The 25211-nt window shown below is 41.3% G+C and carries 22 protein-coding genes, 1 tRNA gene, 1 rRNA gene and 2 pseudogenes; 17 read left to right on the forward strand and 9 right to left on the reverse strand.

The genetic code is table 11. From position 1 onward, the window contains the following. The first annotated feature begins 28 nt into the window (after nucleotides 1–28). The 3 genes from BN53_RS01825 to BN53_RS01835 all read left to right on the forward strand — a co-directional run bounded on the left by BN53_RS01825 (nucleotide 29) and on the right by BN53_RS01835 (nucleotide 2352). Nucleotides 29–901: an ROK family protein gene (locus BN53_RS01825; protein ID WP_009559187.1), complete on the forward strand. Its 873-nt coding sequence runs from the start codon at nucleotides 29–31 to the stop codon at nucleotides 899–901. Nucleotides 902–1029: 128 nt separating this feature from the next. Further along, a complete protein-coding gene (locus BN53_RS01830; RefSeq protein ID WP_009559188.1) occupies nucleotides 1030–1884 on the forward strand; it encodes an NAD(P)H-binding protein in 855 nt (284 codons plus the stop codon). A gap of 51 nt (nucleotides 1885–1935) precedes the next feature. After that, complete coding sequence (locus BN53_RS01835; RefSeq protein WP_009559189.1) at nucleotides 1936–2352, forward strand: Rrf2 family transcriptional regulator; 417 nt, start codon at nucleotides 1936–1938, stop codon at nucleotides 2350–2352. A 43-nt stretch (nucleotides 2353–2395) separates the two neighbouring features. On the opposite strand, the gene BN53_RS01840 is transcribed toward BN53_RS01835, so the two are convergent. Further along, nucleotides 2396–3589 (reverse strand): DUF2974 domain-containing protein, encoded by a 1194-nt coding sequence (locus tag BN53_RS01840; RefSeq protein WP_009559190.1) that lies wholly within the window; start codon nucleotides 3587–3589, stop codon nucleotides 2396–2398. A gap of 100 nt (nucleotides 3590–3689) precedes the next feature. Beyond that, nucleotides 3690–4385, reverse strand: a complete 696-nt coding sequence (locus BN53_RS01845) for an MgtC/SapB family protein (protein ID WP_009559191.1) — start codon at nucleotides 4383–4385, stop codon at nucleotides 3690–3692. Between the two features lie 196 nt (nucleotides 4386–4581). Between BN53_RS01845 and BN53_RS01850 the strand changes: the two genes are divergently transcribed. The 4 genes and pseudogenes from BN53_RS01850 to BN53_RS09840 all read left to right on the forward strand — a co-directional run bounded on the left by BN53_RS01850 (nucleotide 4582) and on the right by BN53_RS09840 (nucleotide 5976). After that, nucleotides 4582–4654: transfer RNA gene (locus BN53_RS01850), tRNA-Thr, on the forward strand. Between the two features lie 333 nt (nucleotides 4655–4987). Then, nucleotides 4988–5173, forward strand: a pseudogene (locus BN53_RS09830) (helix-turn-helix transcriptional regulator); the annotation flags it as partial. 57 nt (nucleotides 5174–5230) lie between these two features. Further along, nucleotides 5231–5479, forward strand: a pseudogene (locus BN53_RS09835) (bacteriocin immunity protein); the annotation flags it as partial. Nucleotides 5480–5538: 59 nt separating this feature from the next. Next, nucleotides 5539–5976 (forward strand): hypothetical protein, encoded by a 438-nt coding sequence (locus tag BN53_RS09840; RefSeq protein ID WP_009559194.1) that lies wholly within the window; start codon nucleotides 5539–5541, stop codon nucleotides 5974–5976. A gap of 222 nt (nucleotides 5977–6198) precedes the next feature. Here the strand turns inward: BN53_RS09840 and BN53_RS01865 are convergent, their stop codons facing one another. Then, nucleotides 6199–6660 carry a DUF3955 domain-containing protein gene (locus BN53_RS01865; protein ID WP_009559195.1) on the reverse strand — a complete coding sequence of 154 codons (462 nt, stop codon included), beginning with the start codon at nucleotides 6658–6660 and terminating at the stop codon, nucleotides 6199–6201. 190 nt (nucleotides 6661–6850) lie between these two features. Here BN53_RS01865 and BN53_RS01870 point away from each other — a divergent pair, with 190 nt between their 5' ends. Then, nucleotides 6851–7867 (forward strand): AI-2E family transporter, encoded by a 1017-nt coding sequence (locus BN53_RS01870; RefSeq protein WP_009559196.1) that lies wholly within the window; start codon nucleotides 6851–6853, stop codon nucleotides 7865–7867. A gap of 42 nt (nucleotides 7868–7909) precedes the next feature. On the opposite strand, the gene BN53_RS01875 is transcribed toward BN53_RS01870, so the two are convergent. The 4 genes from BN53_RS01875 to trpX are packed head-to-tail and all read right to left on the reverse strand — an operon-like array spanning nucleotide 7910 to nucleotide 10783. Next, the gene (locus BN53_RS01875; RefSeq protein WP_009559197.1) at nucleotides 7910–8095 is read right to left on the reverse strand and encodes a hypothetical protein; all 186 of its coding nucleotides are present in this window, start codon (nucleotides 8093–8095) and stop codon (nucleotides 7910–7912) included. 56 nt (nucleotides 8096–8151) lie between these two features. Next, nucleotides 8152–8907 (reverse strand): ABC transporter ATP-binding protein, encoded by a 756-nt coding sequence (locus BN53_RS01880; RefSeq protein ID WP_009559198.1) that lies wholly within the window; start codon nucleotides 8905–8907, stop codon nucleotides 8152–8154. Continuing rightward, nucleotides 8904–9800 carry an ABC transporter permease gene (locus BN53_RS01885; RefSeq protein ID WP_009559199.1) on the reverse strand — a complete coding sequence of 299 codons (897 nt, stop codon included), beginning with the start codon at nucleotides 9798–9800 and terminating at the stop codon, nucleotides 8904–8906. Before BN53_RS01885 ends, BN53_RS01880 begins: the two co-directional genes overlap by 4 nt. Continuing rightward, a complete protein-coding gene (gene trpX, locus BN53_RS01890) occupies nucleotides 9797–10783 on the reverse strand; it encodes a tryptophan ABC transporter substrate-binding protein (protein ID WP_009559200.1) in 987 nt (328 codons plus the stop codon). The genes BN53_RS01885 and trpX overlap by 4 nt, the downstream gene beginning before the upstream one ends. 359 nt (nucleotides 10784–11142) lie before the next feature. Between trpX and BN53_RS01895 the strand changes: the two genes are divergently transcribed. From BN53_RS01895 to BN53_RS01915, 5 genes are all read left to right on the forward strand, one after another. Beyond that, nucleotides 11143–11847, forward strand: coding sequence for a YjjG family noncanonical pyrimidine nucleotidase (locus BN53_RS01895; RefSeq protein WP_009559201.1), 705 nt, complete (start codon nucleotides 11143–11145; stop codon nucleotides 11845–11847). Nucleotides 11848–11859: 12 nt separating this feature from the next. Continuing rightward, entirely contained in the window at nucleotides 11860–12978 is a 1119-nt protein-coding gene (locus BN53_RS01900; RefSeq protein WP_009559202.1) for an endonuclease/exonuclease/phosphatase family protein, read from the forward strand. A gap of 63 nt (nucleotides 12979–13041) precedes the next feature. Then, nucleotides 13042–13887 carry an aldo/keto reductase gene (locus tag BN53_RS01905; RefSeq protein ID WP_009559203.1) on the forward strand — a complete coding sequence of 282 codons (846 nt, stop codon included), beginning with the start codon at nucleotides 13042–13044 and terminating at the stop codon, nucleotides 13885–13887. Between the two features lie 69 nt (nucleotides 13888–13956). After that, nucleotides 13957–15879 carry an elongation factor G gene (locus tag BN53_RS01910; protein ID WP_040537261.1) on the forward strand — a complete coding sequence of 641 codons (1923 nt, stop codon included), beginning with the start codon at nucleotides 13957–13959 and terminating at the stop codon, nucleotides 15877–15879. Between the two features lie 13 nt (nucleotides 15880–15892). Next, nucleotides 15893–16471, forward strand: coding sequence for a histidine phosphatase family protein (locus BN53_RS01915; RefSeq protein WP_009559205.1), 579 nt, complete (start codon nucleotides 15893–15895; stop codon nucleotides 16469–16471). 73 nt (nucleotides 16472–16544) lie between these two features. Here the strand turns inward: BN53_RS01915 and BN53_RS01920 are convergent, their stop codons facing one another. Continuing rightward, nucleotides 16545–17558 carry a D-2-hydroxyacid dehydrogenase gene (locus tag BN53_RS01920; RefSeq protein ID WP_009559206.1) on the reverse strand — a complete coding sequence of 338 codons (1014 nt, stop codon included), beginning with the start codon at nucleotides 17556–17558 and terminating at the stop codon, nucleotides 16545–16547. Between the two features lie 174 nt (nucleotides 17559–17732). Between BN53_RS01920 and BN53_RS01925 the strand changes: the two genes are divergently transcribed. Together BN53_RS01925 and BN53_RS01930 are read left to right on the forward strand one after the other, a co-directional pair. Continuing rightward, complete coding sequence (locus tag BN53_RS01925; RefSeq protein WP_009559207.1) at nucleotides 17733–18560, forward strand: exodeoxyribonuclease III; 828 nt, start codon at nucleotides 17733–17735, stop codon at nucleotides 18558–18560. A gap of 54 nt (nucleotides 18561–18614) precedes the next feature. Further along, the gene (locus BN53_RS01930; protein WP_009559208.1) at nucleotides 18615–21437 is read left to right on the forward strand and encodes a DEAD/DEAH box helicase; all 2823 of its coding nucleotides are present in this window, start codon (nucleotides 18615–18617) and stop codon (nucleotides 21435–21437) included. 40 nt (nucleotides 21438–21477) lie between these two features. On the opposite strand, the gene BN53_RS01935 is transcribed toward BN53_RS01930, so the two are convergent. Further along, nucleotides 21478–22584: a serine hydrolase domain-containing protein gene (locus BN53_RS01935; RefSeq protein WP_009559209.1), complete on the reverse strand. Its 1107-nt coding sequence runs from the start codon at nucleotides 22582–22584 to the stop codon at nucleotides 21478–21480. Between the two features lie 117 nt (nucleotides 22585–22701). On the opposite strand from BN53_RS01935, the gene BN53_RS01940 reads away from it, so the two are divergent. Both BN53_RS01940 and BN53_RS01945 read left to right on the forward strand, forming a co-directional pair. Then, nucleotides 22702–23115 (forward strand): peptide deformylase, encoded by a 414-nt coding sequence (locus tag BN53_RS01940; RefSeq protein WP_009559210.1) that lies wholly within the window; start codon nucleotides 22702–22704, stop codon nucleotides 23113–23115. A 431-nt stretch (nucleotides 23116–23546) separates the two neighbouring features. Further along, a 16S ribosomal RNA gene (locus BN53_RS01945) occupies nucleotides 23547–25110 on the forward strand. Nucleotides 25111–25211 lie beyond the last annotated feature (101 nt).

The following is a 25211-nucleotide window of genomic DNA, read 5'->3' on the forward strand; positions in this document are numbered from 1 at the left end:
TTAAATTTAGAGAGTGAAGGGTTTTAACATGAACAAAAAATTTGTCGGAAGTATTGAAGCTGGTGGAACCAAGTTCATTTTGGCAGTGCAAGATCTTGAAAGTGGAGAAATCGTAGCAAAAGACAGAATTCCTACCACTACAGCAAGTGAAACTTTGCCCAAGTGCGTTAAATTTTTCAAAAAATATCCAGTAGCAGCATTAGGAATTGGTACCTTTGGCCCAATTGATATCAATCCAAATTCAAAGACCTTCGGCTATATTCTTGATACTCCGAAAAGAGGCTGGTCAGGAACTAAATTTAAGGGCTATTTCGAAGAAAAATTGCAGATTCCAGTAGCCTTCACTACTGACGTCAATGCCTCTTGCTACGGCGAATATATCGCTAGAGGCAAGGATGATACTAAGAGTTACTTCTACGTAACAATTGGAACGGGCGTTGGCGCAGGGATCGTGCAAGCAGGCAAGTTCGTTGGCTTGAACAACCACCCAGAAATTGGCCACACCTTGATCAATCCATATCCTGGCGATAATTATGAAGGCAAGTGTCCATTCCACGGCAATCGCTGCGTTGAAGGCATGGCAGCTGGTCCAAGCTTAGAAGGCAGAACAGGCATCAAAGGCGAAGATTTGCCAAGAGATCATGAAGTATTTACTTATGCAGCCTACTATGTAGCGCAACTACTCTACAACGTTTATATGACTGCTCGCCCAGATGTAATGGTTGTGGGGGGATCCGTTTTGAGCGAGGATGATTTAGTTAAAGTAAGAAAGTTCTTTGACGAATTTAACAACAACTATGTTGCAACGCCAGATCTTGATGAATTGATCGTAACGCCAGCTGTGGCAGACAATGGTTCAGCTACTTTAGGCGACTTTGAATTAGCTAAGGCTCTGTTATAAAAATTTGAGTTGAGCAAAAGCTCAACTCTTTTTTTTGCACTTTGATGTTGACAATAAAAATACATGTAGTAAGATAAATAATGTAATTAATAAAAATACACGTTTGAAAAATAAAAGGAGAACACCACATGATTTATGCAATTTCTGCAGCAACTGGTCATTTTGGCCAAGCCGCTGTTAAAACTTTAACTAAGCTCGTTGATCCAAAAGATATCGTAATTATTGCCCGCAACAAGGAAAAGGCTGAAAAGCTTTATCCAGACCTAACTGTTAGAGTAGCTAGCTATGATGATGCTGCAACAATGCAAGCTGCTTTAAAAGGCGTTGATCGCTTGCTCTTTATTTCATCGCAACCAGGCGGCGAAGTTTCAAGAGCTGATCAACACCGCAATGTGGTAGAAGCAATTAAGGCAAGCCGGCTTTCTTTTGTAGCTTATACTAGTTTTCCTGATGCACAAAATTCAGTCAGCGCCTTAGCAGCTGACCATGCTTTAACTGAAAAGCTATTAGCAGCTAGCGGCGTCAAGCATGCCTTCTTGCGCAACAACTGGTATTTGGAAAATGAAACTTCATTCATTACTGCTAGTGGTGAAACTCCAGCTATCTACTGGGCTAAGGGCAAAGCAGGCTGGGCATTAGAACATGAATATGCGGAAGCTGCTGCCAAAGTTTTGATAGGCGATTTTGATCAAGAAATCTTTGAATTTGCTGGTCCAGCTAGAAGCTATGCAGAACTAGGAGAAGCAGTTAAGGCAGTTGACAGCAGCGTTCAAGTAGTTGAATTGAGTCACAAAGAATATGTTGAAGCACTTAAAAAGTCTGGCTTGAGTCATGAATTAGCTACGCTTTATGCATCATTTGAATTGCCAATTGATAATGGTTCACTTGATGAAGCTAGCGATGACCTGCCTAAAGTATTGGGTCATGAATTAACCCCATTAGGGGATGCAATCAGAGCAATCCGTGCAAATTCTCAAAGTTAGTTTTGTGTGATATACTTGCTGGTAGATTTTGAATGACAGTGAGTTGATGAAATGAGATATTCATACAAGCTAAGCGATGCGGTACACATTTTGGCTTATTTGGAAATTTTCGCTGATGAAGATCATTCTAGCGTGGCCATTTCTAAGAGTATTAACTCTAATCCTAGTTTAGTTAGAAGCTTGATGAGCGATTTGCGCAAGGCAAACTTAATTGAAACTAAGCAGGGTTTAGCCGATACCAAATTGACCAGGGACCCAGCAGATATCTCTTTGTATGATGTTTTTCAGGCAATTGAGATGAATCATGATCTGCTTCATGTCGATCCTAAGACGAATATGAACTGCCAAGTAGGAAGCAGGATCCAGGGCGTTTTAGATCAGCAGTACCGCGCAGTTGAAGAAGCTGCTTTTGAAAAGATGAAGTCCATCAGCTTGAAAGAAATCATTGATGGCATTGTAAACAAATAAGAGACAGAATTTCCTGTCTCTTATTTTTGTTTCATGTGTAACATTATTTGTTTTTGTCTATATCTGGAATCGGTAGATTAGGTGTATTGCGATCGTAAAACTGAAAGAATACTGGTGCTTTGCGCGAATCATTGCTCTTAGGGTAGTGTTGGAACTCACCATCGATAAAAGGCAGGTTGGCATTGGCCCGGTAAGTGTTCCAAATATCGTTAAACATGCTGGTGATTAGCGATCTAGTAGCCGGATCAAGGCTCATGATCACCTTGCTTAGCCGATAGGTGCCAAGGAGTTTATGGGCAGTCAATTGCGAAACATCGCTGATCTCAGAATTTTCGAAAGCATCAAAAACTGCAGCAATCATTTCGCTACGCTTGTTTTCAGGAATCGTATGGTTGAAGTGAATCAAGGCATGCCGCAAAATTCTTGCTCCATTAGATAAGCCCTCTGCCATGACAAAGCTGTCTCGTCCAACGCTCCAAAGGCGAATATCATGTTGTTGTTTCATTGGATAGCTGCTTTTGACAATGAGAACTGGTTCAGGGTGATCCAGCATGGTACCAATAACTGAGCTTTCAGGTAGGTAGGTCTTCATCTTATCCATGACATTTTGAAAGCCGGGATCATTGAAGACGCTAGGATAAAAGCCAGGTCCATCAAAGTTATAGGCCTTGATTACGCGAGCTTGAATCTCGGGGCTGACTGCACCTAGAGCATACTGGGCAAAGTTGCCACCTTTAGAGTGGCCAACTAAGTAGATTTTATCTTTAGGAAAACGTTCAGCAATCTTGCTTAGATAGTCAGCTGCGACATTTTGACCATAAATTTCGGGCATGAAGTTCATATGCATGTCTTCTTGCCAGCCGATCATTGAACTGTCGGTTCCTTGATAGGCTACGCAAATACTATCGTCAGTGATTCTAAAAGCAGCTGCGGTAAATTGGAGGGGATGGGGCGTTTTTTCGTGGCGGTTGACCCAGTCTAAAATTTCAATCTGGCCGATGCGATCTGCATAAGGAAGCAGATTTAATTCTTCCTTAGTTAACTCGTCCATTTGCTCTTTGAAGCTGGCTAACTTTTGCAAAGACTGCGCTACTTCTTTCAAGTTGTGGCCGACTGCGCTAGGGTCAACTGGAAGATAGATAATTGATGCAAGCAGCCCAGCATCTAAACTGTTGAATTTGAATTGATCGAAAGTTAAATCACCACGCCAACGTAGGTAATCAAGAATTCCTGCCATAAAATCACCTCATCACTTAAAAATAGTTATAGTACTATTTTAGCAGGAATTTTGCCTGGTAAAAAATAAAAGCCCAGTTTTCTAACTGGACTTAAAAGCTTTACTTGCCCCCGCGCGTGTAGCTAATGCGGGTAATGTCTGGATATTTGCGCAAGGCCATGATGATGTCATTTTCGTTAGCCTTGTTGTCGATGATGCCGTCAACGTTGAAGACGATCTTTTCATCGCTAACATCGAGAATTTTGACAGAGACGTTTTCAACTTTGTTTCGCTCTAGCTCTTCTTCAATCTTAGGCAAAATCTGATGCTTGTTGACCGCCTCGATCTGAATGTTGAAGCGGACATGAACAATGATCTTGTTGATTAAGGTGTCGTCGTGGAAAAGCATTTGGATGATAAATAAGAAGATTGTCGCCAAAATACCGATCAGATATAGTCCAGCACCGATGGCCATACCGATGGCAGAAGTTGCCCAAACGCCGGCTGCGGTTGTTAAACCAGAGATTTGTTCTCGTCTGACTAAGATAGTACCAGCTCCAATAAAAGAAATACCGGTAACGATCTGTGCAGCGATTCTTGAAGGGTCAAGAGCTATATCGTGAGTCATTAACAAGTCGGCAAAGCCGTACTTAGAAACAATCATAAATAAAGCAGAGGCGATTGCCACGACAATATGCGTTCTAACGCCGGCACTTTTTCGCTGGATAGCCCGCTCATAACCGATAACTCCGCCACACAGGGCAGCTACAACAATTCTCAACAGCCAATCTAGTTGGACAGATACAAGGGATGACATTTTGTGTTTGGTCCTTTCCGCTGAAATTTCTTAAAACATACTAGTCTACATTAACTTATTGTAGTAAATAACTGCGACAAATCAACGAAAGTTATCTGATAAAAAATTTTTTGAACTTTTTTTCAAAAAAGTACTTGCGCAAGGTCAATTTATATGGTTTAATTAATATCGTTGTCGGATGAGACAACACGAAGTTGCTGACTTAGCTCAGTTGGCAGAGCACGTCACTAGTAATGATGAGGTCGGAGGTTCGAATCCTCTAGTCAGCATTAAAGATAATCATTTAAATTGATTAACCTTGATTTATCAACGTTTTACGAAGGTAAGTTAAGGTTAATTTTTTTGCGTAAAGGTAAATGATGCACAATAAGTGCACTATGTTAATTTGTTAAAGTGCAATTTTTGCACGCGGTTTTTTGAGAGTGGAATAATGATCAAAAATAAGAAAAGACTCTTATCTATGAGAAAAGTAGGTAAGGGTCTTTGTATTTACTAAAAAAATAAATATGTGTCTAATCATAGTTGACATATTTGAAAAATAGTCTAATATATGAGACATAAAGATGTTAAATATATATGACATCTTAGAAAAGGATCGATCCATGAATCAAGTGAAATATTATCGTAAACAAAAAGGTCTATCACAAAAGGCATTAGCTAATGAAATTGGCGTTGCCAGACAGACAATAAACCTAATTGAAAAGAATAAGTATAATCCATCATTAGATTTATGTATGAAGTTAGCCAATGCTTTAGGGACAGACCTCAATTCATTGTTTTGGTCTGGAGGCAAAATTATGTCTGAAAAGAAATTGAGTAATGATAGTTTAGCTTTTAAAAATGAATTGGAAGAGTTGGCTTCTAAACAAGAGGTACTGGATAATAAAAAATTAACTGAGCTGTTTGATCAAGCGATTGATCGGATTACTAATAATGAATCAATTCAATCAGTTGCCTCAAATCTGTATCATCAATTGCAAGCTAATTTTTCAGAAAATGACTTACCAAGTTATCTTGTCAGTTTCCAGTTAGAAATTGCTAAGTATGCTCAAATCGCAAGTTCTGGTATTACGATGAGAATTTTTAAGAAATAGTCTGATCTAGGACTGAGTAATTATGGAAAATAAAAATAGGCTCTTATCTATGAGATGAAGTGAGACCAAAAGGCGCTTATAGATATTGTTTACCTATTAAGAATAATAAAATAATTGATTTGATTAAGGAATTTCAGATTAAACAAAAAAAGTATCTCAATGAATATGGTTTAAAAAATACATCAGGATACATTTTTCTGAACTTACATAATTATAGATCAATTAGTTCAAATAACCAATTACCAGTTACACAGGCAAGTTTAAATGATATGCTAAAAGCCGCATGTAGTAAGTCTGGAATTGAAAAACAAAAAAATTCTGTTTTAGCTTTATATTCTTTGAGAGTATATTTAAGTAGTCTACTTGGAAATGATAATCGCATTTCTAATATGTATGCTTGTCAAAGAATGGGAAATACAATTCAAGTTTTCCTTTCAACTTATGTGAAAGAAAATCGAGAATCATATAAGCAAAATTCCCGACTTTGGAGCTGTTAATAACTATGCACTTTGTCTGCACTTTACAAATAGCGTGCAGGCTATAAATGTTGGTAAATCAAGTGATGTTGACTAAAACCCTTTACCTTCTAGTCAGCATTTATATATACGGTTATCCTTAATTCATCTAAGATGAGTTAAGGATTTTTTTGTGTCTATTTTCCAGCAAAAAAAAAGCAGAATGTTTCATCTGCTTTCTTGTTAATTATTTCCCAGGCAATATTATTTCTTGAAAACTCTAATCAAGGTTACGATAAAGATGATCAAGGCGATCAAAATAAAGAGATAGCCAATTGGCAAAAGGAAGAAGTTCTCATGTAGAATCCCATTTTTGTCAATGTATTCAACTGACGCTGCTTTGATCATGAAGCAAAATAGGCCAATGATCAACATGAACACGCCCATTAACCATGACATTGCATAGTGCTTCAACTTGCTACCTTTTTTGCCATCGTCGATCAACTTTTGCGTAAGATTGTTGAGTTGATCTGGTTTGTTCAATAACTTGTCTAGAGAAATGTTGTAGCGATCAGAAATTTGCAATAACATTTCTAAGTCTGGCAAGTTGCGGTTGTTTTCCCAATTTGAAACTGCCTGTCTCGTAACATTTAAGTTATTGGCGAATTCTTCTTGAGTAAGTTTGTTGTCTTGTCTCAATTGTTTAATTTGTTGTCCAAAATCCATGGTTTTTACCTCGTGAATAAATTTCTTAACTAAGAAAATAATAAGGTGAACTGCAGAGATTAACAAGCTAGCCGTGCTTGCTAAAGAGATACTAGGGCGCCATTTTAGCTAGCTAGTAAGACATTTCAGCAATTTAAAGCAAAAAATGCTAAAATGGTCAAAAGAAAATTAACTAGTTGGAGGAAGGCAAATGAATTCGGCCTGGCAAAAATTTCAAGCAAACGTTCCCTTGCGAAGGTTTGCAGTTTTATTATTGATCATGCTCTGCCTTTATGAAGTTAGGGCGATGATGAATACCATCTTATTGACCTTTATCTTTACCTATTTGATCGTGCACTGGATTAGGTTGGTGCAACGATTTATCCCTAAGCTATCTTCAAAAATAATCGTTAGCCTCACTTATATCCTGATCTTGCTCGGGCTTTATTTTGTAGTTACGGTCTACATGCCGATGCTGGTCAATCAAATATCAAGCATGATCAAATCTTTGGTTGAATTTTATAAAAATGAAAACTTAACGAGTCTGATGCTAAACTTCAAGCAGCTTTCGAGCAGCAGCGAAGTGATGTCGCAGGTGAAAAACGGCATGAAGATCATGATGCACACAGTAACTAGCGTGGGCAGCGTGACTTTTTCAGTCTTTATGGCTTTAATTTTGAGCTTCTTTTATACTATTGAACTAAAAGAGATGAACAAGTTTTCTGGTCTCTTTGTCAAAGCAGGCGTACTTAAATGGTTCTTTGAGGACTTGGCCTTTTTCGGCAGAAAATTCACCAATACCTTCGGGGTTGTACTCGAGGCGCAATTCTTTATTGCTATCTGCAATACAGCCATTACCTTGGTCTGCTTAGCCATTATGGGCATACCACAACTAGTTGCCCTAGGCTTAATGGTCTTCATCCTTAGCTTGATTCCAGTAGCCGGCGTCATCATTTCGCTAGTTCCACTTAGCTTTGTAGCTTATTCAGTTGGCGGCATTCGCTATGTGATCTACATCTTTATAATGGTGATGGTCATTCATGCCATCGAGGCCTACATTTTGAATCCAAAATTTATGTCTTCAAAAACTGAATTGCCAATTTTTTATACCTTCTTGGTTTTGCTGGTGGCAGAACACTTCTGGGGAGTTTGGGGCTTGATCGTTGGTGTGCCGATCTTCACTTTCTTCTTGGATGTCTTAGAAATCAAGTCTGCCGACAATAACTGAAAATAAACAAAAAGAGCTTGGATTTTTTCCAAGCCCTTTTTCTTATCTAGTTGCCAGTGCCCACAAGCCGTAGCCAATACCAAAAACAATTAATACTGGTATCAGCAAGTAAGCAAAAAAGGTAGCTGTAAGAAGTATTCCAACAATAAAAATTGTTAATTTAACGAATCCTACTCCTAGCTTGAAAAATAGCCATAGGAGAAAGAATGCGAAAAGTAATGTAAACATTTGTATCCTCCGATGTGAGCCTATTCTACAGCAAAAATAAGCCAATCGACAAGTATTTAATTCGTAAAAAATTCTAAAATTTTCTCTTCGGTTAATTGCTTTTTCTCTTCGCCATAAGCATCAAGTACAATTTTTCCAGAGTTTAGAATAATCGTGCGATTGCCATATTTTAACGCATCGCTGAGTTGGTGGGTGATCATGATGCAGGTGATCTTTTCCCGGCTAACGACGTCATTGGTCAAGGCTAAGAGGTTTTGACTGGTCTTAGGGTCTAAAGCAGCAGTATGTTCGTCTAATAAGAGCAACTTTGGCCGGCGAATGGTTGCCATCAAAAAGCTCAAGGTCTGGCGCTGACCACCAGACAAGTTGCCAACAAAAGTTTGCAAGTGCTTGCTTAAGCCATTAGGAAGCTGGGCAGTTTTTTCTTTAAATTCTGCTAAGTGCTTCTCAAGTCCGCGCATCTTTAAGCTTCGGCGTAGTCCGCGCTTAGTCGCCAGAAGCAAGTTTTCGGCTACAGTCATTCTGGGAGCTGTGCCAAGCTTAGGATCTTGAAAAACTTGGGCGATGTCTTTTGCTCGCTTAACTTCAGATAGATTGGTGATGTCAGTGCCATCAAGCAAAATTTGACCGCTAGAAGGCTTCAAAGAGCCATTGATCACATTGAGCAGGGTCGACTTGCCGGCACCATTGGTTCCAAGCAAGGTGACGAAGTCGCCATCTTGCAATTTGAGATTGATTTGCTTGAGAATCGTCTTTTCTTCAGGCGTTCCTTGATTGACGACTGTAGTGATATTTTTGAGTTCTAAAGTCATGGCTTTTGAATTCCTTTCTGTAGAAGTTGCTTCACTCTAAATTTCTTTTGCAATAAAGGCAACATCAAGCAAATAGCTAAGATGATGGCTGACAACAATTTGAAGTCGTTGGTGCTAAAGCCTAGCTGCAAGACGAGCAATAGCACTAAGCGGTAGAGGATACTACCGACAACAACTGCTACTAGTCTAGCCGTTAGCGATAGATCGCCATAGACAACTTCACCAATAATGATGGCGGCAAGGCCAATAACCATCGTCCCGATTCCCATGTTAACGTCGGCGTAGCCGCCATTTTGCGCTAAGAGCCCGCCAGCTAGGCCAATTAAGCCATTAGAAAGCATTAAGCCTAGAATCTTCATGCGGTCAGTGTTGATGCCAAGAGATTGGGCCATTTTTTCATTGTCGCCGGTGGCAATAAATGCCTGACCTAATTCCGTATTCAAAAATATCGCTAGTAGGAAAACGACAATTGTCGCAAAGATCAAGCCAACAACAATTGTTGGGAAGTTGGTGGGCAAGTTTTGCAATAGACGATTGCTTAACAGAGTAGGCCGATTTAGTAAGCCGAGATTGGCCTTGCCCAAGATGCGCAAGTTGATAGAATAAATCCCGGTCATGGTTAAAATTCCGGCTAAGAGAATGGGAATTTTGCCTTTAGTATAAAGTAGGCCAGTAATCAAGCCGGTAAGCATCCCTGCTAATAAAGCTAGTAAGGTAGCTAGTAGTGGATCGGCGCCCCTAGCAATGCTGCTAGCACAAACTGCAGCGCCAAAAGGGAAGGTCCCTTCGACCGTCATATCAGGGAAGTTGAGAATTCTAAATGATAGATAAAGCCCTAGCGCCAAGATCCCCCATAAAAGGCCTTGACCAATAGTTGAAGTGATAAGATTCATTTGATGATTCTTCCTTTCTTTTGCGCATCTTTGATTAAGCTAGCTGGAATATCAATGCCTAATTTGTCAGCTGCTTTTTGGTTGATGACTGTTTCATAGCTAGTTACTCGCTCAACTGGGGTCTTGGCAGGATCGGCGCCTTTAAGAATTTTGGCGGCCATTTTTCCAGTTAAAACGCCCATATCAAATTGGCTGACTGACTTAGTAATTAATCCGCCGGACTTGACCATGGTGTCAGCTGCTGGGATGACGGGGATCTTGGCAGCATTAGTTGCTTTTAACAAAGTAGCAATCCCAGAAGCGACATTGTTGTCAGTTGGCACATAGACGGCTTGAACCTTGCCCGCCATAGTTTGAGCGACTTGTTCAATATCGTTGGTAGAAGTGATGGTATAAGGGATGACCTTGATGCCCATTTTTTCAGCTAGTTGCTTGAAGTGGCGATATTCGGCTGTTGATGAATCATCGCTAGAAGTGTACATGACGCCGATGGTTTTAATATGAGGGATGATTTGCTTAAACAAGCTAAGTTGAACGGCAGTTGGCTGCATGTCTTGCACGCCGGTAACTTTTCCGCCAGGATGCTTTAAGCTTTTGACTAATCCGGTTCCCAGCGGATCGCTAACTGCTCCCATGATGACTGGAGCCAAGCCGGCTTCATTAGCTAAAGCTTGCACGGCTGGAGTTGCAATGCCGATGGTTAAAGCAACATGCTTATTTTGAAATTGATCGCTCATCGTCTTTAAGTTGCTTTGATCGCCTTGCGCATTTTCAAAATAAACCTTGAGATTCTTGCCTTGATGATAGCCTGAATCAGCTAGCCCCTTGAGAATGCCCTGATGAATTTGATCAAGAGCGGGGTGGCTAACAGTTTGCAAGATACCGATAGATAGATTTTTAGATGATGATTGTGGCTCTTCTTTAAAAAAGGCCAGTACCAAAAAGGCAAATAGTGCCACGATAGTTCCAATTAAACGTTTCATTTTTATTCCTCACTGCTAATAAAATACTCCTCGAGATCATAAAAAAAGCACTTCCTTGGCAGGAAATGCTTTTTAAAAGACAAAACCCGCACGCTTTTTCCGTGCGGGCAATGATTATTGAGATTTACCAGCACAGACATGATCTCTAAACAGGTCATATCTGTGCCAATGCATGCAGAATGACCTAGTGCTGGAATTGCCAACGATTAATTGTCATAAATTCTACAAACATGATAAATCTCCTTTCACAATTAATAATTACCTAGAATTCTAATTCTAAAAAAAGACCCTGTCAAGTCTTAGTTATAATTGCTGTGTTATAATAATTTTTCAGACTATCACATAGAAAGGGTATGGTTATGCGCTATAAACAGATAATTTTTGACGTTGATGATACTTTGATTGATTTTGCTGATACTGAAGATTTTGCTTTGCGCAGTTTATTCAATTCGCATCACTGGCCATTGAATGCGGACTTGCAAAGACAGTATCATGCCTATAATCAAGGATTATGGCGCGAATTAGAATTAGGAAAAATTAGCTACGAAGAACTATCAGAAAAATGTTTCCGCGTCTTCTTGAAGCAGACTTTAGACTTAGATGTTGATGGAAATGAAATTATGAATGAATACCGGTCCTACTTTGGCGAAACGCACAAGTTGCTGCCTGGGGTGGAAGATAGCTTGATCTATGCCAAAAGACAGGGCTACAAGTTGACGATTTTAAGCAATGGCGAAAAATTCATGCAGCGCCACCGTTTGGAACTGGCTGGAATTAAGGATTATTTCGACTTGATCGTGACTTCGCAAGAAGCGCAATATTCTAAGCCTGATTCACATATTTTCGACTATTTCTTCAGCCGAACGCAGATTGGGCCAAGCGAGACCATCTTTTTTGGGGATGGATTGAAATCAGATATTCTTGGTGCTAGTCTTTATCACGTTGATAGCATTTGGTTCAATCATCGTCATCGCAAGAACAATATTCCAGACTTGCATCCCCTATTTGAAGTGGACACTTATCCGGAGTTTATTGCCCTAATGAAGCGAGATTTTCAAAAGTAGGGAGTTTTTCAATTGAAAGTAGTCAAAAAAATCGGCAAATACCTAGCTATTTTCTTAGGAGTAGTTGTCTTGCTGCTAGCGGGCTATGTTGGTTATATGCAGATGCACTATTACCGCTTGCCAGACAAGGAGAAGCTGAGCGTTGGCAACCAGCAAGAGGCAAGATTGAGTCTTAATAAAGATTACAGTGCGCTGACTTACAATGTGGGTTTTGGGGCTTATAATCAGAAGTTTTCTTTTTTCATGGATCAAGGAGAACTGAAAAATGGCCAGAAAACTCAAGGCACTCGCGGGACGGCTTTTTCTAAGCAGGCAGTAATCAAGTCGACTGATGGAGTAATTTCAACTATCCACCAGCAAAAGCCGGATTTTGTTTTATTGCAAGAAATCGATACTCATTCGACTAGAAGCCACTACGTCAATCAGGTAAAGATGCTCGAAAAAAATATGCCCGGATATGATTATACTTTTGCCAATAATTTCCACTCGGCCTATCTCTTTTGGCCACTCAACGATCCACATGGCAGCGTTGAATCGGGGCTGTTAACTTTGAGCAAGTACCATGCCGATCGCGCAATCAGACGCAAGTTCCCAATTACCAGTGCCTTTATTTCCAAGTTTACCGATTTGGATCGCTGCTTTGCTGTTATGCGTTATCCAGTCAAGGGTGGCAAGCACTTGATCGTCATCAATAGCCACATGTCGGCTTATGATAAGGGCGGCAAGATGCGCAAGGCTCAGATGAAGCTTTTGTCTAAGGTAATTGAAGCAGAATACCGCCTAGGCAACTATGTCATTGTGGGCGGAGACTTCAATCACGCCCTTGGTCCTGACATGCTCAAGCATTTTGACCATGAAGAAAAAGTTCCAACTTGGATTTCAGTTTTAAGTCAAAAGATGTTGCCAAAGGACTTCGTTATGGTCAAAGCCGAAAATCGAATGAAGGTTGCAACTGTGCGCTCGACCGATATGGCTTATCATCCTAAAGTCAACTACCAAACAGTTGGGGATGGATTTATCGTTTCTAAAAATATTCAGACTAAAGCAGTCAATATCAACACCAATTACCGCTATGCTGACCACAATCCGGTAAGGCTGGAATTTAAATTATTGAAAAATTCGCCAAAATAGTTTATTATGTAGTTACTTATTTTTAGTTAGTTGATGTGCTTTTAGAAAGAAGGACAATTATACATGCTAACAGATACTTATAAATTAAATAATGGCGTAGAAATTCCAGTAGTTGGTTTTGGTACTTGGCAAACTCCTAATGGACAAGTGGCTAAGGATGCAGTTTTGGCAGCTTTGGAAAGTGGCTACCGTCACATTGACACTGCAGCCGCTTACGGCAATGAAACTAGCGTTGGCGAAGCAATCAAGGCTAGCGGCATCAAGCGCGACGAATTGTTTGTCACTACTAAGCTTTGGAATAGTGACCACGGCTATGAAAGTACTAAGAAGGCAATTGACAAGAGCTTAGAAAACCTTGGCCTAGACTACCTGGACTTGTACTTGATCCACTGGCCAAATCCAGTTGACATGCGCGAAAATTGGGCTGAACTTAACGCTGAAAGTTGGCGCGCAATGGAAGAAGCCGTTAAGGCAGGCAAGATTCGCAGCATTGGTATTTCAAACTTTAGAAAGCATCATATTGATGAATTGCTTAAGACAGCTGAAATCAAGCCAGCAGTTAACCAAAACTACTTGAACCCAAGCGATATGCAAGAAGATTTGGTTAAGTACAACAACGAATTAGGCATTCTTAATGAAGCTTACAGCCCACTTGGTACTGGTGGCTTGCTTGGCAACGAAACAGTCAATGCTGTTGCTGAAAACTACGGCAAGTCAGCTCCTCAAGTTTTGCTTCGTTGGTCATTGCAACATGGTTTCTTGCCATTGCCAAAATCAGTTCACGCTGAATACATCAAGTCAAATGCTGATATCTTTGATTTTGAACTTAGCGAAGATGATATGAAGAAGTTAGATGGTTTACACGGCGCAGCTAAGATGGCGCTTGATCCAGATGAAGCAACCTTCTAAAGATTAGAATGATAGTTAGCAGTAGTGGTCAATTTTGGCTACTTCTGCTATTTTTTTGGAAAAATTATGATGAAAAAAATTACGATTGGTTTAGTTGCCCACGTTGATGCTGGGAAAACTACTTTGTCAGAAGCCTTGCTTTATCAAGCAGGCGACCTTAGAAAATGGGGCAGAGTCGATGCTGGGGATGCTTTTTTAGATCCAGAAAAACTTGAAAAGCAAAGAGGAATCACGATCTTTTCTCACTTGGCCCATTTAGCAAAAGATGGCATTCAGTTCAATCTGATTGATACTCCTGGACACATCGACTTTGCTGCTCAAACAGAAGCTAGCTTGAGCGTTTTGGACTATGTGATTTTGGTCGTTTCGGCTAATAGCGGAATCACCAGCTACACCAAGGTCTTGTGGGATTTGTTTGCTAAGTATGAATTGCCGGTCTTTATTTTTGTCAATAAGACGGATCTAGCTTATGACAAGGACAAGCTCTTGCAAGATTTGCAGGAAAACTTGTCGCAAAACTGCCTCGACTTCACTGATCAAAAAGATCTATATGAGAATTTGGCTACAGCGGATGAAGCCTTGCTAGACAAGTACTTAGCTACTGGAAAGTTAGACGATGAAGATATTAGTCGATTAATTAAGCAAAGAAAAGTTATGCCGGTATATTTTGGCTCAGCTTTAAAATTGCAAGGCACGCAGGAATTAATGGCAGGGATGGCGAGATTTTGCCAAGCAGAAGAAGGCGGAGATGATTTTAGCGGCCAAGTTTATAAAATTTCCCATGATCCAAAAGGCGAGCGACTAACTTGGCTGAAGATCACTGCTGGCAAATTGCAAAATCGAATGGAATTAGTCGATGGCGAAAAGATCAACCAGATTCGAATTTATAATGCTAATAAGTTTGAAACAGTCAATCAAGCAATAGCCGGCGAAGTGGTTGCCCTGACTGGACTTAAACATACTTATCCAGGTCAAGGCATCAATCAAGAAGACGCTCCCCAAGCTAGCTTAATTCCAACTTTGCGCTATCGCTTAAAGCCCCTGAATATGGATGTACATACAGCCATTGATAAGTTAGCTTTGTTAAAAGATGAAGAGCCTCAGCTTCATCTGACTTGGTCAGAGGCTTTACAGGAAATTCAGTTGGAAATCATGGGTCAGATTCAGCTAGAAATTTTGCAGCAAGAATTGCAAGATCGCTTTGGCTTAGAAGTGGCTTTTGATGAGGGCGGAGTTTTGTATAAGGAAACAATTACCCGCAAAATTGAAGCTGTCGGCCACTTTGAACCTCTGCGTCATTATTCTGAAGTTCACTTTTTGCTTGAGCCGGCACCAAGAGGTAGTGGGGTCATTTTGGCAAATGAGTGCAGTTTGGAAGTTCTAGCTAACAATTGGCAACAACAGATTATGACCGCCTTAGCCAGCAAAGAGCACTTGGGCGTTTTGACGGGCTATCCTTTAACCGATGTCAAAATTACCCTAATCGGTGGCCGAGCTAGCAACGTTCATACCGTAGGTGGAGATTTCCGTGAGGCAACTTACCGCGGAGTCAGACAGGGCTTGATGGAATTAAAAGTCAGAAAAGCTTGTCAACTGCTGGAGCCATGGTATAAATTTAAGTTGCATCTGCCACAGACTTTATTAGGCAGAGCTATGAATGATATTCAAAAAATGCACGGAGAATTTTCCGAACCAATTATGCTTGGCGACAGCGTTGTCTTAGAGGGACAAGCACCTGTATCAGAAATGCGCGACTATGCCAGTGAAGTTAGAAACTACAGTCATGGCCAGGGACAAATTGAATATAGCCTAGCTCAGTATCAACCTTGTCATAATGCAGAAGAGATAATTGAACAAATGGCTTACAATCCAGTGGCCGATTTTGACAATACGCCTAATTCAGTCTTCTGTTCACATGGGGCGGGGCATACCGTTACTTGGGATCAAGTTCCAGAAGCTGCACAATTTCCATATCAATATCCACTAGACTAGAAAGGACAAGAAAATGATCGATCTTTACTTAGTTCGTCATGGACAGACTTACTTCAACTATTACCACAAAATCCAAGGCTGGTGCGATTCGCCGCTAACTCCGCTAGGAATCAAGCAGGCAAAGGCATCGAGCGATTATTTAAAAAAATCTGGAATTAAATTTGACTATGCTTTTGCTTCAACCGCTGAAAGAGCCAGTGATACGCTAGAAATTATTGCTGACATGCCGTATCAACGTGTCAAGGGCTTGCGCGAATTTTCTTTTGGACGCTTTGAAGGACAAGATGAATTTCTTAATCCTAAACTACCTTATGGCGATTTTTTCAAGCAATATGGTGGCGAAAGTCAAACTGAAGTCGAAGAGCGGTTGTATAAGACAATCACTGACTTGCTTCAAGACATCCCTGATGGCAAAAAAGTTTTAATAGTCTCACATGGCGGGGCCTTAATGAACTTCTTGCGCCGAGCACTAGGAGTCGATAAACCCTTGGGGGACAAGCACTACGGCAATTGTGCAGTTGCTCATGTAACTTATGATGGGCAAAAATATTCCTTGCTGGATGTAGCTGAACCAGCTAAGGACGTAGAATAGAAAATTTAATCGAAAAAAATAAGCATATCCATCACAGATGATGAGATATGCTTATTTAATTATCAATTTAAAATTAGAACTTGTTCTTGTCTAAAGCAACTGGTGATTCAGGTTCTTCACCCTTAATCATAGCCAAGTTGTTGTCAAATGCCTTAACTACCATGTTGCGTACAGCGTGAGTAGTGTAGAAAGCAGTGTGTGGAGTTACCAATACGTTTGGACGGTCGATCAAGTCAGCCAAACGAGCGTCTGGGAATTCTTTACCTTCCCAGTCTTCGTTAAATACGCCAACTTCGTCTTCGTAAGTATCCATAACGAAACCGAAGATCTTGCCTGAGTCCAAACCACGGATAACAGCATCAGTGTCAACAAGTGGACCACGTGATACGTTAACGATAACAACGCCGTCCTTCATTTCAGCGATTGACTTGTCGTTGATCATGTGAACATTAGCTGGAACGTCAGGTACGTGAAGTGAAATTACGTCAGCTTGCTTGTACAAGTCGTCAAGTGAGTCTACGTAGTAACCCTTCTTTTCAAGTTCTGGGTTTCTGAAGAGGTCGTAAGCAATAACCTTAGCACCGAAACCTTCCATGATTTGCATAAATACTTGACCAATGTGACCAGTACCTACAACACCAACAACTTGGTCACGAACTTCACGACCAATAGTTGGAGCCCAACGCAAGTCGCGCTTAGCCATCTTCATGTCCATTGGCTTAGCTTGACGCAATACACGAGCTGCTTGGATAGCTGCGTGTTCAGCAATAGCGTTTGGTGAGTAAACAGGAACGTTAGTGATCTTGAAGTTTAATTCCTTAGCCTTAGCCATGTCGATGTTGTCAACACCAACGTTACGTAATGACATAGTAGTAACGCCAGCATCTGCTAATGCTTGAAGAGTTTCAGCGGTGTAGTCCAATTGTTGGTATACAACAGCACCGTCTGCGCCCTTAGCTAAAGCAGCAGTTTCAGGAGTTAAAAGTTCGCTGGTGTAATCAACGTCAATATCCTTGTGAGCGTTCTTCCATTCTTCTAAGAATGGCTTTTCGTCGTCACGAATAGCGTAAGCAAAAATCTTTGTCATAAATCAAACCTCCGTCAAAATATAATATGACCGTCTACTATTATACACACTTGGGCTTGTTAATTAAAACACAAAAGAGGAAGTTTTTTGAAAAATTTATCAAGTCTGGGCATTCTAGTTTTAGTTGAGGGGTGTTTTTGGTTATAATTGAGGGAAAAACGAGGTGGATTATCGATGAAATTAATTTCTTGGAATATTGATTCTTTAAATGCTGCTTTGACTGGGACTAGTCCTAGAGCAGAGATCACTAGATCTATTTTAGAAAAATTGCACGACTTGCATGCAGATATTATTGCAATTCAGGAAACCAAATTAAGAGATAGTGGTCCGACGAAAAAGCACCAAGAAATTTTAGCAGAAATTTTTCCAGAATATGATTACGTTTGGCGCTCTTCTAGGGAGCCTGCTAGAAAGGGCTATGCTGGAGTCATGTACTTATATTTGAAGAACCTGGCTCCAGAAGTTTCATATCCTAAGATCGGCGCACCAGAGCCAATGGATGAAGAGGGACGCATTATTACTTTAGAGTTTGACGATTTTTATGTAACGCAAGTTTATACTCCTAACGCTGGTAGCGGCTTAAAGCGCCTAGCTGAGCGTCAAGAATGGGATCAAAAGTATATTGCCTACTTGAAGGAATTAGATGCCAAAAAGCCAGTTTTAGCTAGTGGCGACTACAACTGCGCGCATGAAGAAATCGACTTGAAGCATCCAGAAAACAATCACCATTCTGCTGGCTTTACTGACGAAGAAAGAGCTGGTTTTAGTCAATTACTTGAAGCTGGTTTTACGGATTCTTTTAGAAAAATTCATGGCAATGTTGAAGGAGTCTATTCTTGGTGGGCTCAAAGAGTCAAGACTGCCAAGGCCAACAACTCTGGCTGGAGAATTGACTACTGGCTAACTAGCGATCGCATCAGCGACAAGATCATCAGTTCAGACATGGTCGATACTGGTGACAGAGCCGACCACTGCCCAATTGTTTTAGAAATCGATTTATAGCAGGCGAAACGAAATTAGACATAATTTCGTTTTTTATTTTGAATAGGAAAAATTATGAAGCAAGTACTACAAGATGCAATTTTGCATGGTCTATATGATCTAGACTATCCCGGGCATGAATTTTTGAGCCCCAAATTATTGACTAATAATAAAGATGAAAAAATCTGGTCGACCTTACGCCAAGAGTTGTGCTCTTGTGAGCATTTTACTTGGGCAGTGGCTTTTATTACGCAGGATATGCTGGTGCCTTTTAAGCTAGTGATGGAGGACTTAGCCCGCAAGAATATTAGAGGGACAATCATTACCGGGTCTTATTTGAATTTCAATCATCCGAAGGTTTTTGCGGAACTAGCCAAAATTCCTAACCTCGATTTGAAAATTTGCGATAAAAATTTCCATGTCAAAGGCTACTTATTCGACCATGGCGACTATCAAACTTTAATCATCGGCAGTGCCAATTTTACCCGGTCGGCCCTTTTAAGCAATTGCGAATGGTCTTTGAAATTAAGTTCAAAAAATAATGCAGCTTTAGCTCAGCAAATTAGTCAGGATCTGCTTGAGCTTGAAGCAAATAGTCAGACTTTTAGTTATGACTGGCTAAAAGAATATGCCCAAAACTGGCAGCCGGTCAAACAGAGCCATTCAGTTAATCAAAAGTCGCGCCAGATTTTGCCTAACCAGATGCAAAAAGCGGCCCTAGAAAATTTGCGGCAATTAGTTCAAGCTGGCAGTCGCCGCGCCTTGGTGGTCTCGGCTACGGGGACAGGCAAGACTTATTTAGGAGCCTTTGCAGTCAAGGACTTTCAGCCTAAGCGCTTTTTGTTTTTGGTTCACCGCCAGCAGATTGCTAAAAAGGCCATGAAGAGTTTTCAAAAAGTGATCGGCGGCCCATCAAGCCAGTACGGTCTATATTCTGGCTCGCATCATGATTTGACAGCCAAGTACTTATTTTCAACGATTCAAACTATGGCCCAAGCTGAAAATTTGGCCCAATTTGCCAGCGATGAATTTGATTATATTTTGATTGATGAGGCCCACCGCTCAGCAGCTAAAAGCTACCAAAAGATTTTCGATCATTTTCAGCCTAAGTTTTACCTGGGCATGACCGCTACGCCAGAGCGGATGGACCAGCAAAATATCTATCAGCTCTTTGATTACAACCTAGCCTATGAGATTAGATTGCGGGATGCCCTAGAAGAAAAGATGCTGTCGCCGTTTCATTACGTGGGCGTAACAGATTATGTCCTTGATGGCGAAGAGATCGATGAAACAACGGATTTACGCTATTTAACAACCGACAAGCGGGTCGATTATCTGCTTAAAGAAATCGACTACTATGGCTATTGCGGAGAAAGCTTGCGGGGGTTGATTTTTGCTAGTCGCCAGCAAGAAGCGCGCGAGTTGGCGGAGATTTTTAGTCAAAGAGGACATGCATCAGTAGCTTTAACCAATCAAGATAGTGAAACAAGAAGGCAGGAAGTGGTTGACCAGCTTGAAAAAGGGCAGATCGAATACATCATCACGGTCGATTTGTTCAATGAAGGGATCGATATTCCCTTAGTCAATCAGTTGATCTTTTTGCGCAATACCCAATCGCAGATTGTCTTCACCCAGCAACTAGGCCGGGGGTTGAGAAAGTATCCAGGCAAAGACTATGTAACGGTGATCGATTTTATTGGCAATTACAAAAACAACTATTTAATTCCACTGGCTTTACACGCTGACACCAGCAGGGACAAGGACTTAGCTAGAAGAGAGATTAAGCTGGCGAGTTATTTAGACGTTTCGACGATCAATTTTAGCCAGATTGCTAGCGAAAAGATTCTGGCTTCGCTAGAGAAGGTCAAGCTAGATTCAATCCAGCAACTACGTCAGTCTTATCAAGAGCTCAAAGAGAAGCTAGGCCGAATGCCACTTTTATATGACTTTTATCAATATGGTTCAAGTTCACCTTTGGTCTTTAGCAAGAATGCTGGCTTCAAGAATTACGGACAATTTTTGCTTAAAATGGGCGAAAAAATTGATCTATCAGACTATGGCGAAAAGGTCTTGGACTTTGTCACCCAGGAATTATTAAATGGCAAAAGGCCCCATGAGTTATTGCTGCTGGAAAAATTGCTTGTTCAAAAAGAAATAGCGGCTGATGACTTCGTCAAACTCTTAGAGGGACAAGGAGTCTATGTTAATGAAGCAGTACTTACTTCAATTGATCAGATCCTATCCTTGGACTTTTTTGAGGTGAAGGCGGGCAAGACCACCAGAAAGATGCAGTACGGCAATTTGCCTTTGATTGAGCATGATCTATTGACCTATCGCTTTTCTAAGCAGCTAGCAAAAGAACTGCATCAGCCAGACTTTAAACTTTTGCTAGCTGATTTAATCAAAACTGGTTTAGCTTTAAATCACTCTTATGACAATTTGAAGCAATTCACCCTCTATAAGCAATATGATCGCGAGGATGTTTGCCGCTTGCTGAATTGGCCACTAGATGTTAGTGCGCCAATGTATGGCTACCGGGTGGGCGAGAATGAGACGCCAATTTTTATTACCTATAAGAAAGAATCCGAAGAAAAGCGCAATGCCATTTACGACAATCGGCTGATTAACGGCCAAAGCCTGCGCTGGTATACGCGCTCGCCAAGGCATTTGTATTCTAATGAGGTAAAGAAATTGCTTGAGCCAGGGATGAAGATTCATTTGTTCGTTAAACAAAGCGATCAAATCGGCAAGGAGTTCTTCTATTTAGGTCAAGCAGAGATTGTTTTATCTAGCGTAAAGGAAGAGCAAATTGGCCCTAAGCATAAAAGCGTAGTAGGGATGGATCTGCGCTTGAAGCAGCCGTTATCAGGGGCAGTTCATGATTTGATTTTTGAATAATAAAAGAGGTTGGCCCAAGTTAATAATTGGGCCAACCTTTTTAATTGGAGGAAAATGTATTTGCTTTGATGTGATTTAAGATCTGATAGCCGACTGCCTTGACTTTAGGTTCATTATCGCCGCTTTGATTCAAAAACATGATCAAGCCATTTTGATTGTCGCTAGTCATTTGGAACCAATTGGCAAAATGATAAGCTGAAAAACTGCCATAGGCGAGCTTTAGCTGATCGTTTTTTTCTAAATATAAGCCACCGGAATAGTTCGTGATTTTGCTCTTTAAATGAGTCAAATAGTAGAAATCAGATTTTGACAAAATCGTGCCGTCAGTTAAAGCAAGCAAAATCTTGTAGTAGTCCATCGGCGTCGAGAATAAGTTGCCGGCACCTGGAATTTGCGAAGCAAGGCTAGCTTTCATATAAGAAGGTTTTTGATAATTTTTGCCAAGATAAGCGTAGGAAATCGCATCGGTCATCGTGGAAGGGATGTTTTGATACAGGTAAGTATGAGTTAAACCAAGTGGCTGGATAATTCGAGTTTGAACATTTTCTGCATAAGAGTTGCCAGTAAGCTTGCTGATAATGCCGGCTAGCAAAATGAAGTTGGCATTATTGTAGTAGTAGCTGCCGATCATGCCGCTAGAAGCATTGTTGATGTGATTTACTAGCCAATCGATTGCACCTTGTTCAGAATATACATAGCCGCGGTTGACTTCAGTTTGCCTAGCAGTAATGCCAGAAGTATGAGTCAGCAAGTTGCCAACGGTGATTTTGTCTGCGTTTTTAAGATTAGGATACCAGCGAGAAATCTTCGTATATTGAGAAAATTGCTGGCTTGTTCCATCATATTGATTGATCAGTTGCACGATGATGGCGCCGGTGATTACTTTTTGTAAAGAAGCAGTTGGGTAAACTACCTTGCTATTGCCGTTGCCATAGCGTTTGCCATACCAGGCCCAGCCGTAGCTGATTTGCTCAGGGATACCATCTTTGACGACAACTACGCTGCCGCGCATATGATTTTGCGCTAAAGTAGTGCGAACAAAATTGCGCATTTCAGTTTGCGAATCGTTGCTAGCGGCCAAAGCTGGATGAGAGAAGAGGGTTAAGATTAGGCAGAAGCTGCCTAGTAATAGGAATAATTTTTTCAAGATGAATTTCCTTTCATACATAAAGATACTCTAGCTATTGTAGATCAATAACTTTAACGATAACTACTCAATTTGGTTAAGATTTGATAACATTGAGGAAAATGAAAGGAAAGACCAATGACAGCAAAAACTATTATTAAGGACGCGATGATTCTAAGTAAAAAATCTCAATTAGCAACTAAGGCCGATCAAGCTGCCGGAGAAGACTTGCTTGATACTCTAATTGCTAATAATGACAAAGCAGCAGGTCTTGCTGCCAATATGATTGGCGTAAACAAGCAAATCATTGCCTTATATATCGGACCTTTTCCCGTACTGATGTATAATCCAGTTATTACTAATAAGAAAGGCAAGTATCTGGCTAAGGAGGGATGCCTTTCTTTAATGGGAGAGCGCGAAGCAGTTAGATATCAAGAAATTACCGTTGAGTATCTAGACCGCAATTTCCAAGCTAAAAGCCAGGTATTTAGCGACTTTGTGGCCGAGGTTATCCAGCATGAAATTGACCATGGCGCAGGAATTTTGATTTAAAACAAAAAATTTTTCTAGCATTTTAGGGCTAATGTTCGATTTTTGCGGATCAATATTAGATCTTTTGCTTTTAAAGTAAAGAATATAGCTAATATTATAATTAATAGGCACCATAATAAGCAAATATAAGCTTTATATCCGAATATAAATAAGTGTTGACTTATTTAGAAAAGGTGTGTAATATATTTAACTGTCGTCGGGCGCAAGACAAAGAGCTCGATCGGCGGGATAAAAAAACTTCTTGACAGGCAAGAAGACATCTGCTAAAATAAAAGAGCGGTCTGCTACAAAGCAGACGAGCTAGTACTTTGAAAACTGAACAAAGTTTCGCTAAAAGTGTGCGGGTGTAACAACCCAAACAAAAAATAAGCGAAGTCAATTCGCAAGCAATAAATTTTGAGACAAAGATCTTAAAGAACTATTATTTTATAAAAAATGAGAGTTTGATCCTGGCTCAGGACGAACGCTGGCGGCGTGCCTAATACATGCAAGTCGAGCGAGCTTGCCTATAGAAGTTCTTCGGAACGGACATAGATACAAGCTAGCGGCGGATGGGTGAGTAACACGTGGGTAACCTGCCCTTAAGTCTGGGATACCATTTGGAAACAGGTGCTAATACCGGATAACAACTCTAGCTGCATGGCTAGAGCTTGAAAGGCGGCGCAAGCTGTCGCTAAAGGATGGACCCGCGGTGCATTAGCTAGTTGGTAGGGTAAAGGCCTACCAAGGCATTGATGCATAGCCGAGTTGAGAGACTGATCGGCCACATTGGGACTGAGACACGGCCCAAACTCCTACGGGAGGCAGCAGTAGGGAATCTTCCACAATGGACGAAAGTCTGATGGAGCAACGCCGCGTGAGTGAAGAAGGTTTTCGGATCGTAAAGCTCTGTTGTTGGTGAAGAAAGATAGAGAGAGTAACTGATCTTTATTTGACGGTAATCAACCAGAAAGTCACGGCTAACTACGTGCCAGCAGCCGCGGTAATACGTAGGTGGCAAGCGTTGTCCGGATTTATTGGGCGTAAAGCGAGCGCAGGCGGAAAGATAAGTCTGATGTGAAAGCCCTCGGCTCAACCGAGGAACTGCATCGGAAACTGTCTTTCTTGAGTGCAGAAGAGGAGAGTGGAACTCCATGTGTAGCGGTGGAATGCGTAGATATATGGAAGAACACCAGTGGCGAAAGCGGCTCTCTGGTCTGCAACTGACGCTGAGGCTCGAAAGCATGGGTAGCGAACAGGATTAGATACCCTGGTAGTCCATGCCGTAAACGATGAGTGCTAAGTGTTGGGAGGTTTCCGCCTCTCAGTGCTGCAGCTAACGCATTAAGCACTCCGCCTGGGGAGTACGACCGCAAGGTTGAAACTCAAAGGAATTGACGGGGGCCCGCACAAGCGGTGGAGCATGTGGTTTAATTCGAAGCAACGCGAAGAACCTTACCAGGTCTTGACATCTAGCGCAATCCCAAGAGATTGGGAGTTCCCTTCGGGGACGCTAAGACAGGTGGTGCATGGCTGTCGTCAGCTCGTGTCGTGAGATGTTGGGTTAAGTCCCGCAACGAGCGCAACCCTTGTCATTAGTTGCCAGCATTGAGTTGGGCACTCTAATGAGACTGCCGGTGACAAACCGGAGGAAGGTGGGGACGACGTCAAGTCATCATGCCCCTTATGACCTGGGCTACACACGTGCTACAATGGGCAGTACAACGAGCAGCGAGCCTGCGAAGGCAAGCAAATCTCTGAAAGCTGTTCTCAGTTCGGACTGCAGTCTGCAACTCGACTGCACGAAGCTGGAATCGCTAGTAATCGCGGATCAGCACGCCGCGGTGAATACGTTCCCGGGCCTTGTACACACCGCCCGTCACACCATGGGAGTCTGCAACGCCCAAAGCCGGTGGCCTAACCGTAAGGAGGGAGCCGTCTAAGGCAGGGCAGATGACTGGGGTGAAGTCGTAACAAGGTAGCCGTAGGAGAACCTGCGGCTGGATCACCTCCTTTCTAAGGAAGCCAAAGCGGAGGAGAGTAGAGATACTAAGAGAATCCGCAAGGTACGGAAGCACACTGAGAAACTTTGTTTAGTTTTGAGGGCATTAGCTCTC

The sequence above is a fragment of the Lactobacillus pasteurii DSM 23907 = CRBIP 24.76 genome (genome assembly GCF_000297025.1).
In the GTDB taxonomy this organism is placed as follows: domain Bacteria; phylum Bacillota; class Bacilli; order Lactobacillales; family Lactobacillaceae; genus Lactobacillus; species Lactobacillus pasteurii.

Excerpts from the sequence above, each read along its gene's own strand:
- BN53_RS01830 (WP_009559188.1), top strand. The coding sequence starts at position 1,030 with ATGATTTATGCAATTTCTGCAGCAACTGGTCATTTTGGCCAAGCCGCT.
- BN53_RS01940 (WP_009559210.1), top strand. The coding sequence starts at position 22,702 with ATGACAGCAAAAACTATTATTAAGGACGCGATGATTCTAAGTAAAAAA.
- BN53_RS01885 (WP_009559199.1), bottom strand. The coding sequence starts at position 9,800 with ATGAATCTTATCACTTCAACTATTGGTCAAGGCCTTTTATGGGGGATC.
- BN53_RS01925 (WP_009559207.1), top strand. The coding sequence starts at position 17,733 with ATGAAATTAATTTCTTGGAATATTGATTCTTTAAATGCTGCTTTGACT.
- BN53_RS01930 (WP_009559208.1), top strand. The coding sequence starts at position 18,615 with ATGAAGCAAGTACTACAAGATGCAATTTTGCATGGTCTATATGATCTA.
- BN53_RS01825 (WP_009559187.1), top strand. The coding sequence starts at position 29 with ATGAACAAAAAATTTGTCGGAAGTATTGAAGCTGGTGGAACCAAGTTC.
- BN53_RS01865 (WP_009559195.1), bottom strand. The coding sequence starts at position 6,660 with ATGGATTTTGGACAACAAATTAAACAATTGAGACAAGACAACAAACTT.
- BN53_RS01920 (WP_009559206.1), bottom strand. The coding sequence starts at position 17,558 with ATGACAAAGATTTTTGCTTACGCTATTCGTGACGACGAAAAGCCATTC.
- BN53_RS01880 (WP_009559198.1), bottom strand. The coding sequence starts at position 8,907 with ATGACTTTAGAACTCAAAAATATCACTACAGTCGTCAATCAAGGAACG.
- BN53_RS01870 (WP_009559196.1), top strand. The coding sequence starts at position 6,851 with ATGAATTCGGCCTGGCAAAAATTTCAAGCAAACGTTCCCTTGCGAAGG.
- BN53_RS01845 (WP_009559191.1), bottom strand. The coding sequence starts at position 4,385 with ATGTCATCCCTTGTATCTGTCCAACTAGATTGGCTGTTGAGAATTGTT.
- BN53_RS01835 (WP_009559189.1), top strand. The coding sequence starts at position 1,936 with ATGAGATATTCATACAAGCTAAGCGATGCGGTACACATTTTGGCTTAT.
- trpX (WP_009559200.1), bottom strand. The coding sequence starts at position 10,783 with ATGAAACGTTTAATTGGAACTATCGTGGCACTATTTGCCTTTTTGGTA.
- BN53_RS01840 (WP_009559190.1), bottom strand. The coding sequence starts at position 3,589 with ATGGCAGGAATTCTTGATTACCTACGTTGGCGTGGTGATTTAACTTTC.
- BN53_RS01875 (WP_009559197.1), bottom strand. The coding sequence starts at position 8,095 with ATGTTTACATTACTTTTCGCATTCTTTCTCCTATGGCTATTTTTCAAG.
- BN53_RS01895 (WP_009559201.1), top strand. The coding sequence starts at position 11,143 with ATGCGCTATAAACAGATAATTTTTGACGTTGATGATACTTTGATTGAT.
- BN53_RS01905 (WP_009559203.1), top strand. The coding sequence starts at position 13,042 with ATGCTAACAGATACTTATAAATTAAATAATGGCGTAGAAATTCCAGTA.
- BN53_RS01910 (WP_040537261.1), top strand. The coding sequence starts at position 13,957 with ATGAAAAAAATTACGATTGGTTTAGTTGCCCACGTTGATGCTGGGAAA.
- BN53_RS01915 (WP_009559205.1), top strand. The coding sequence starts at position 15,893 with ATGATCGATCTTTACTTAGTTCGTCATGGACAGACTTACTTCAACTAT.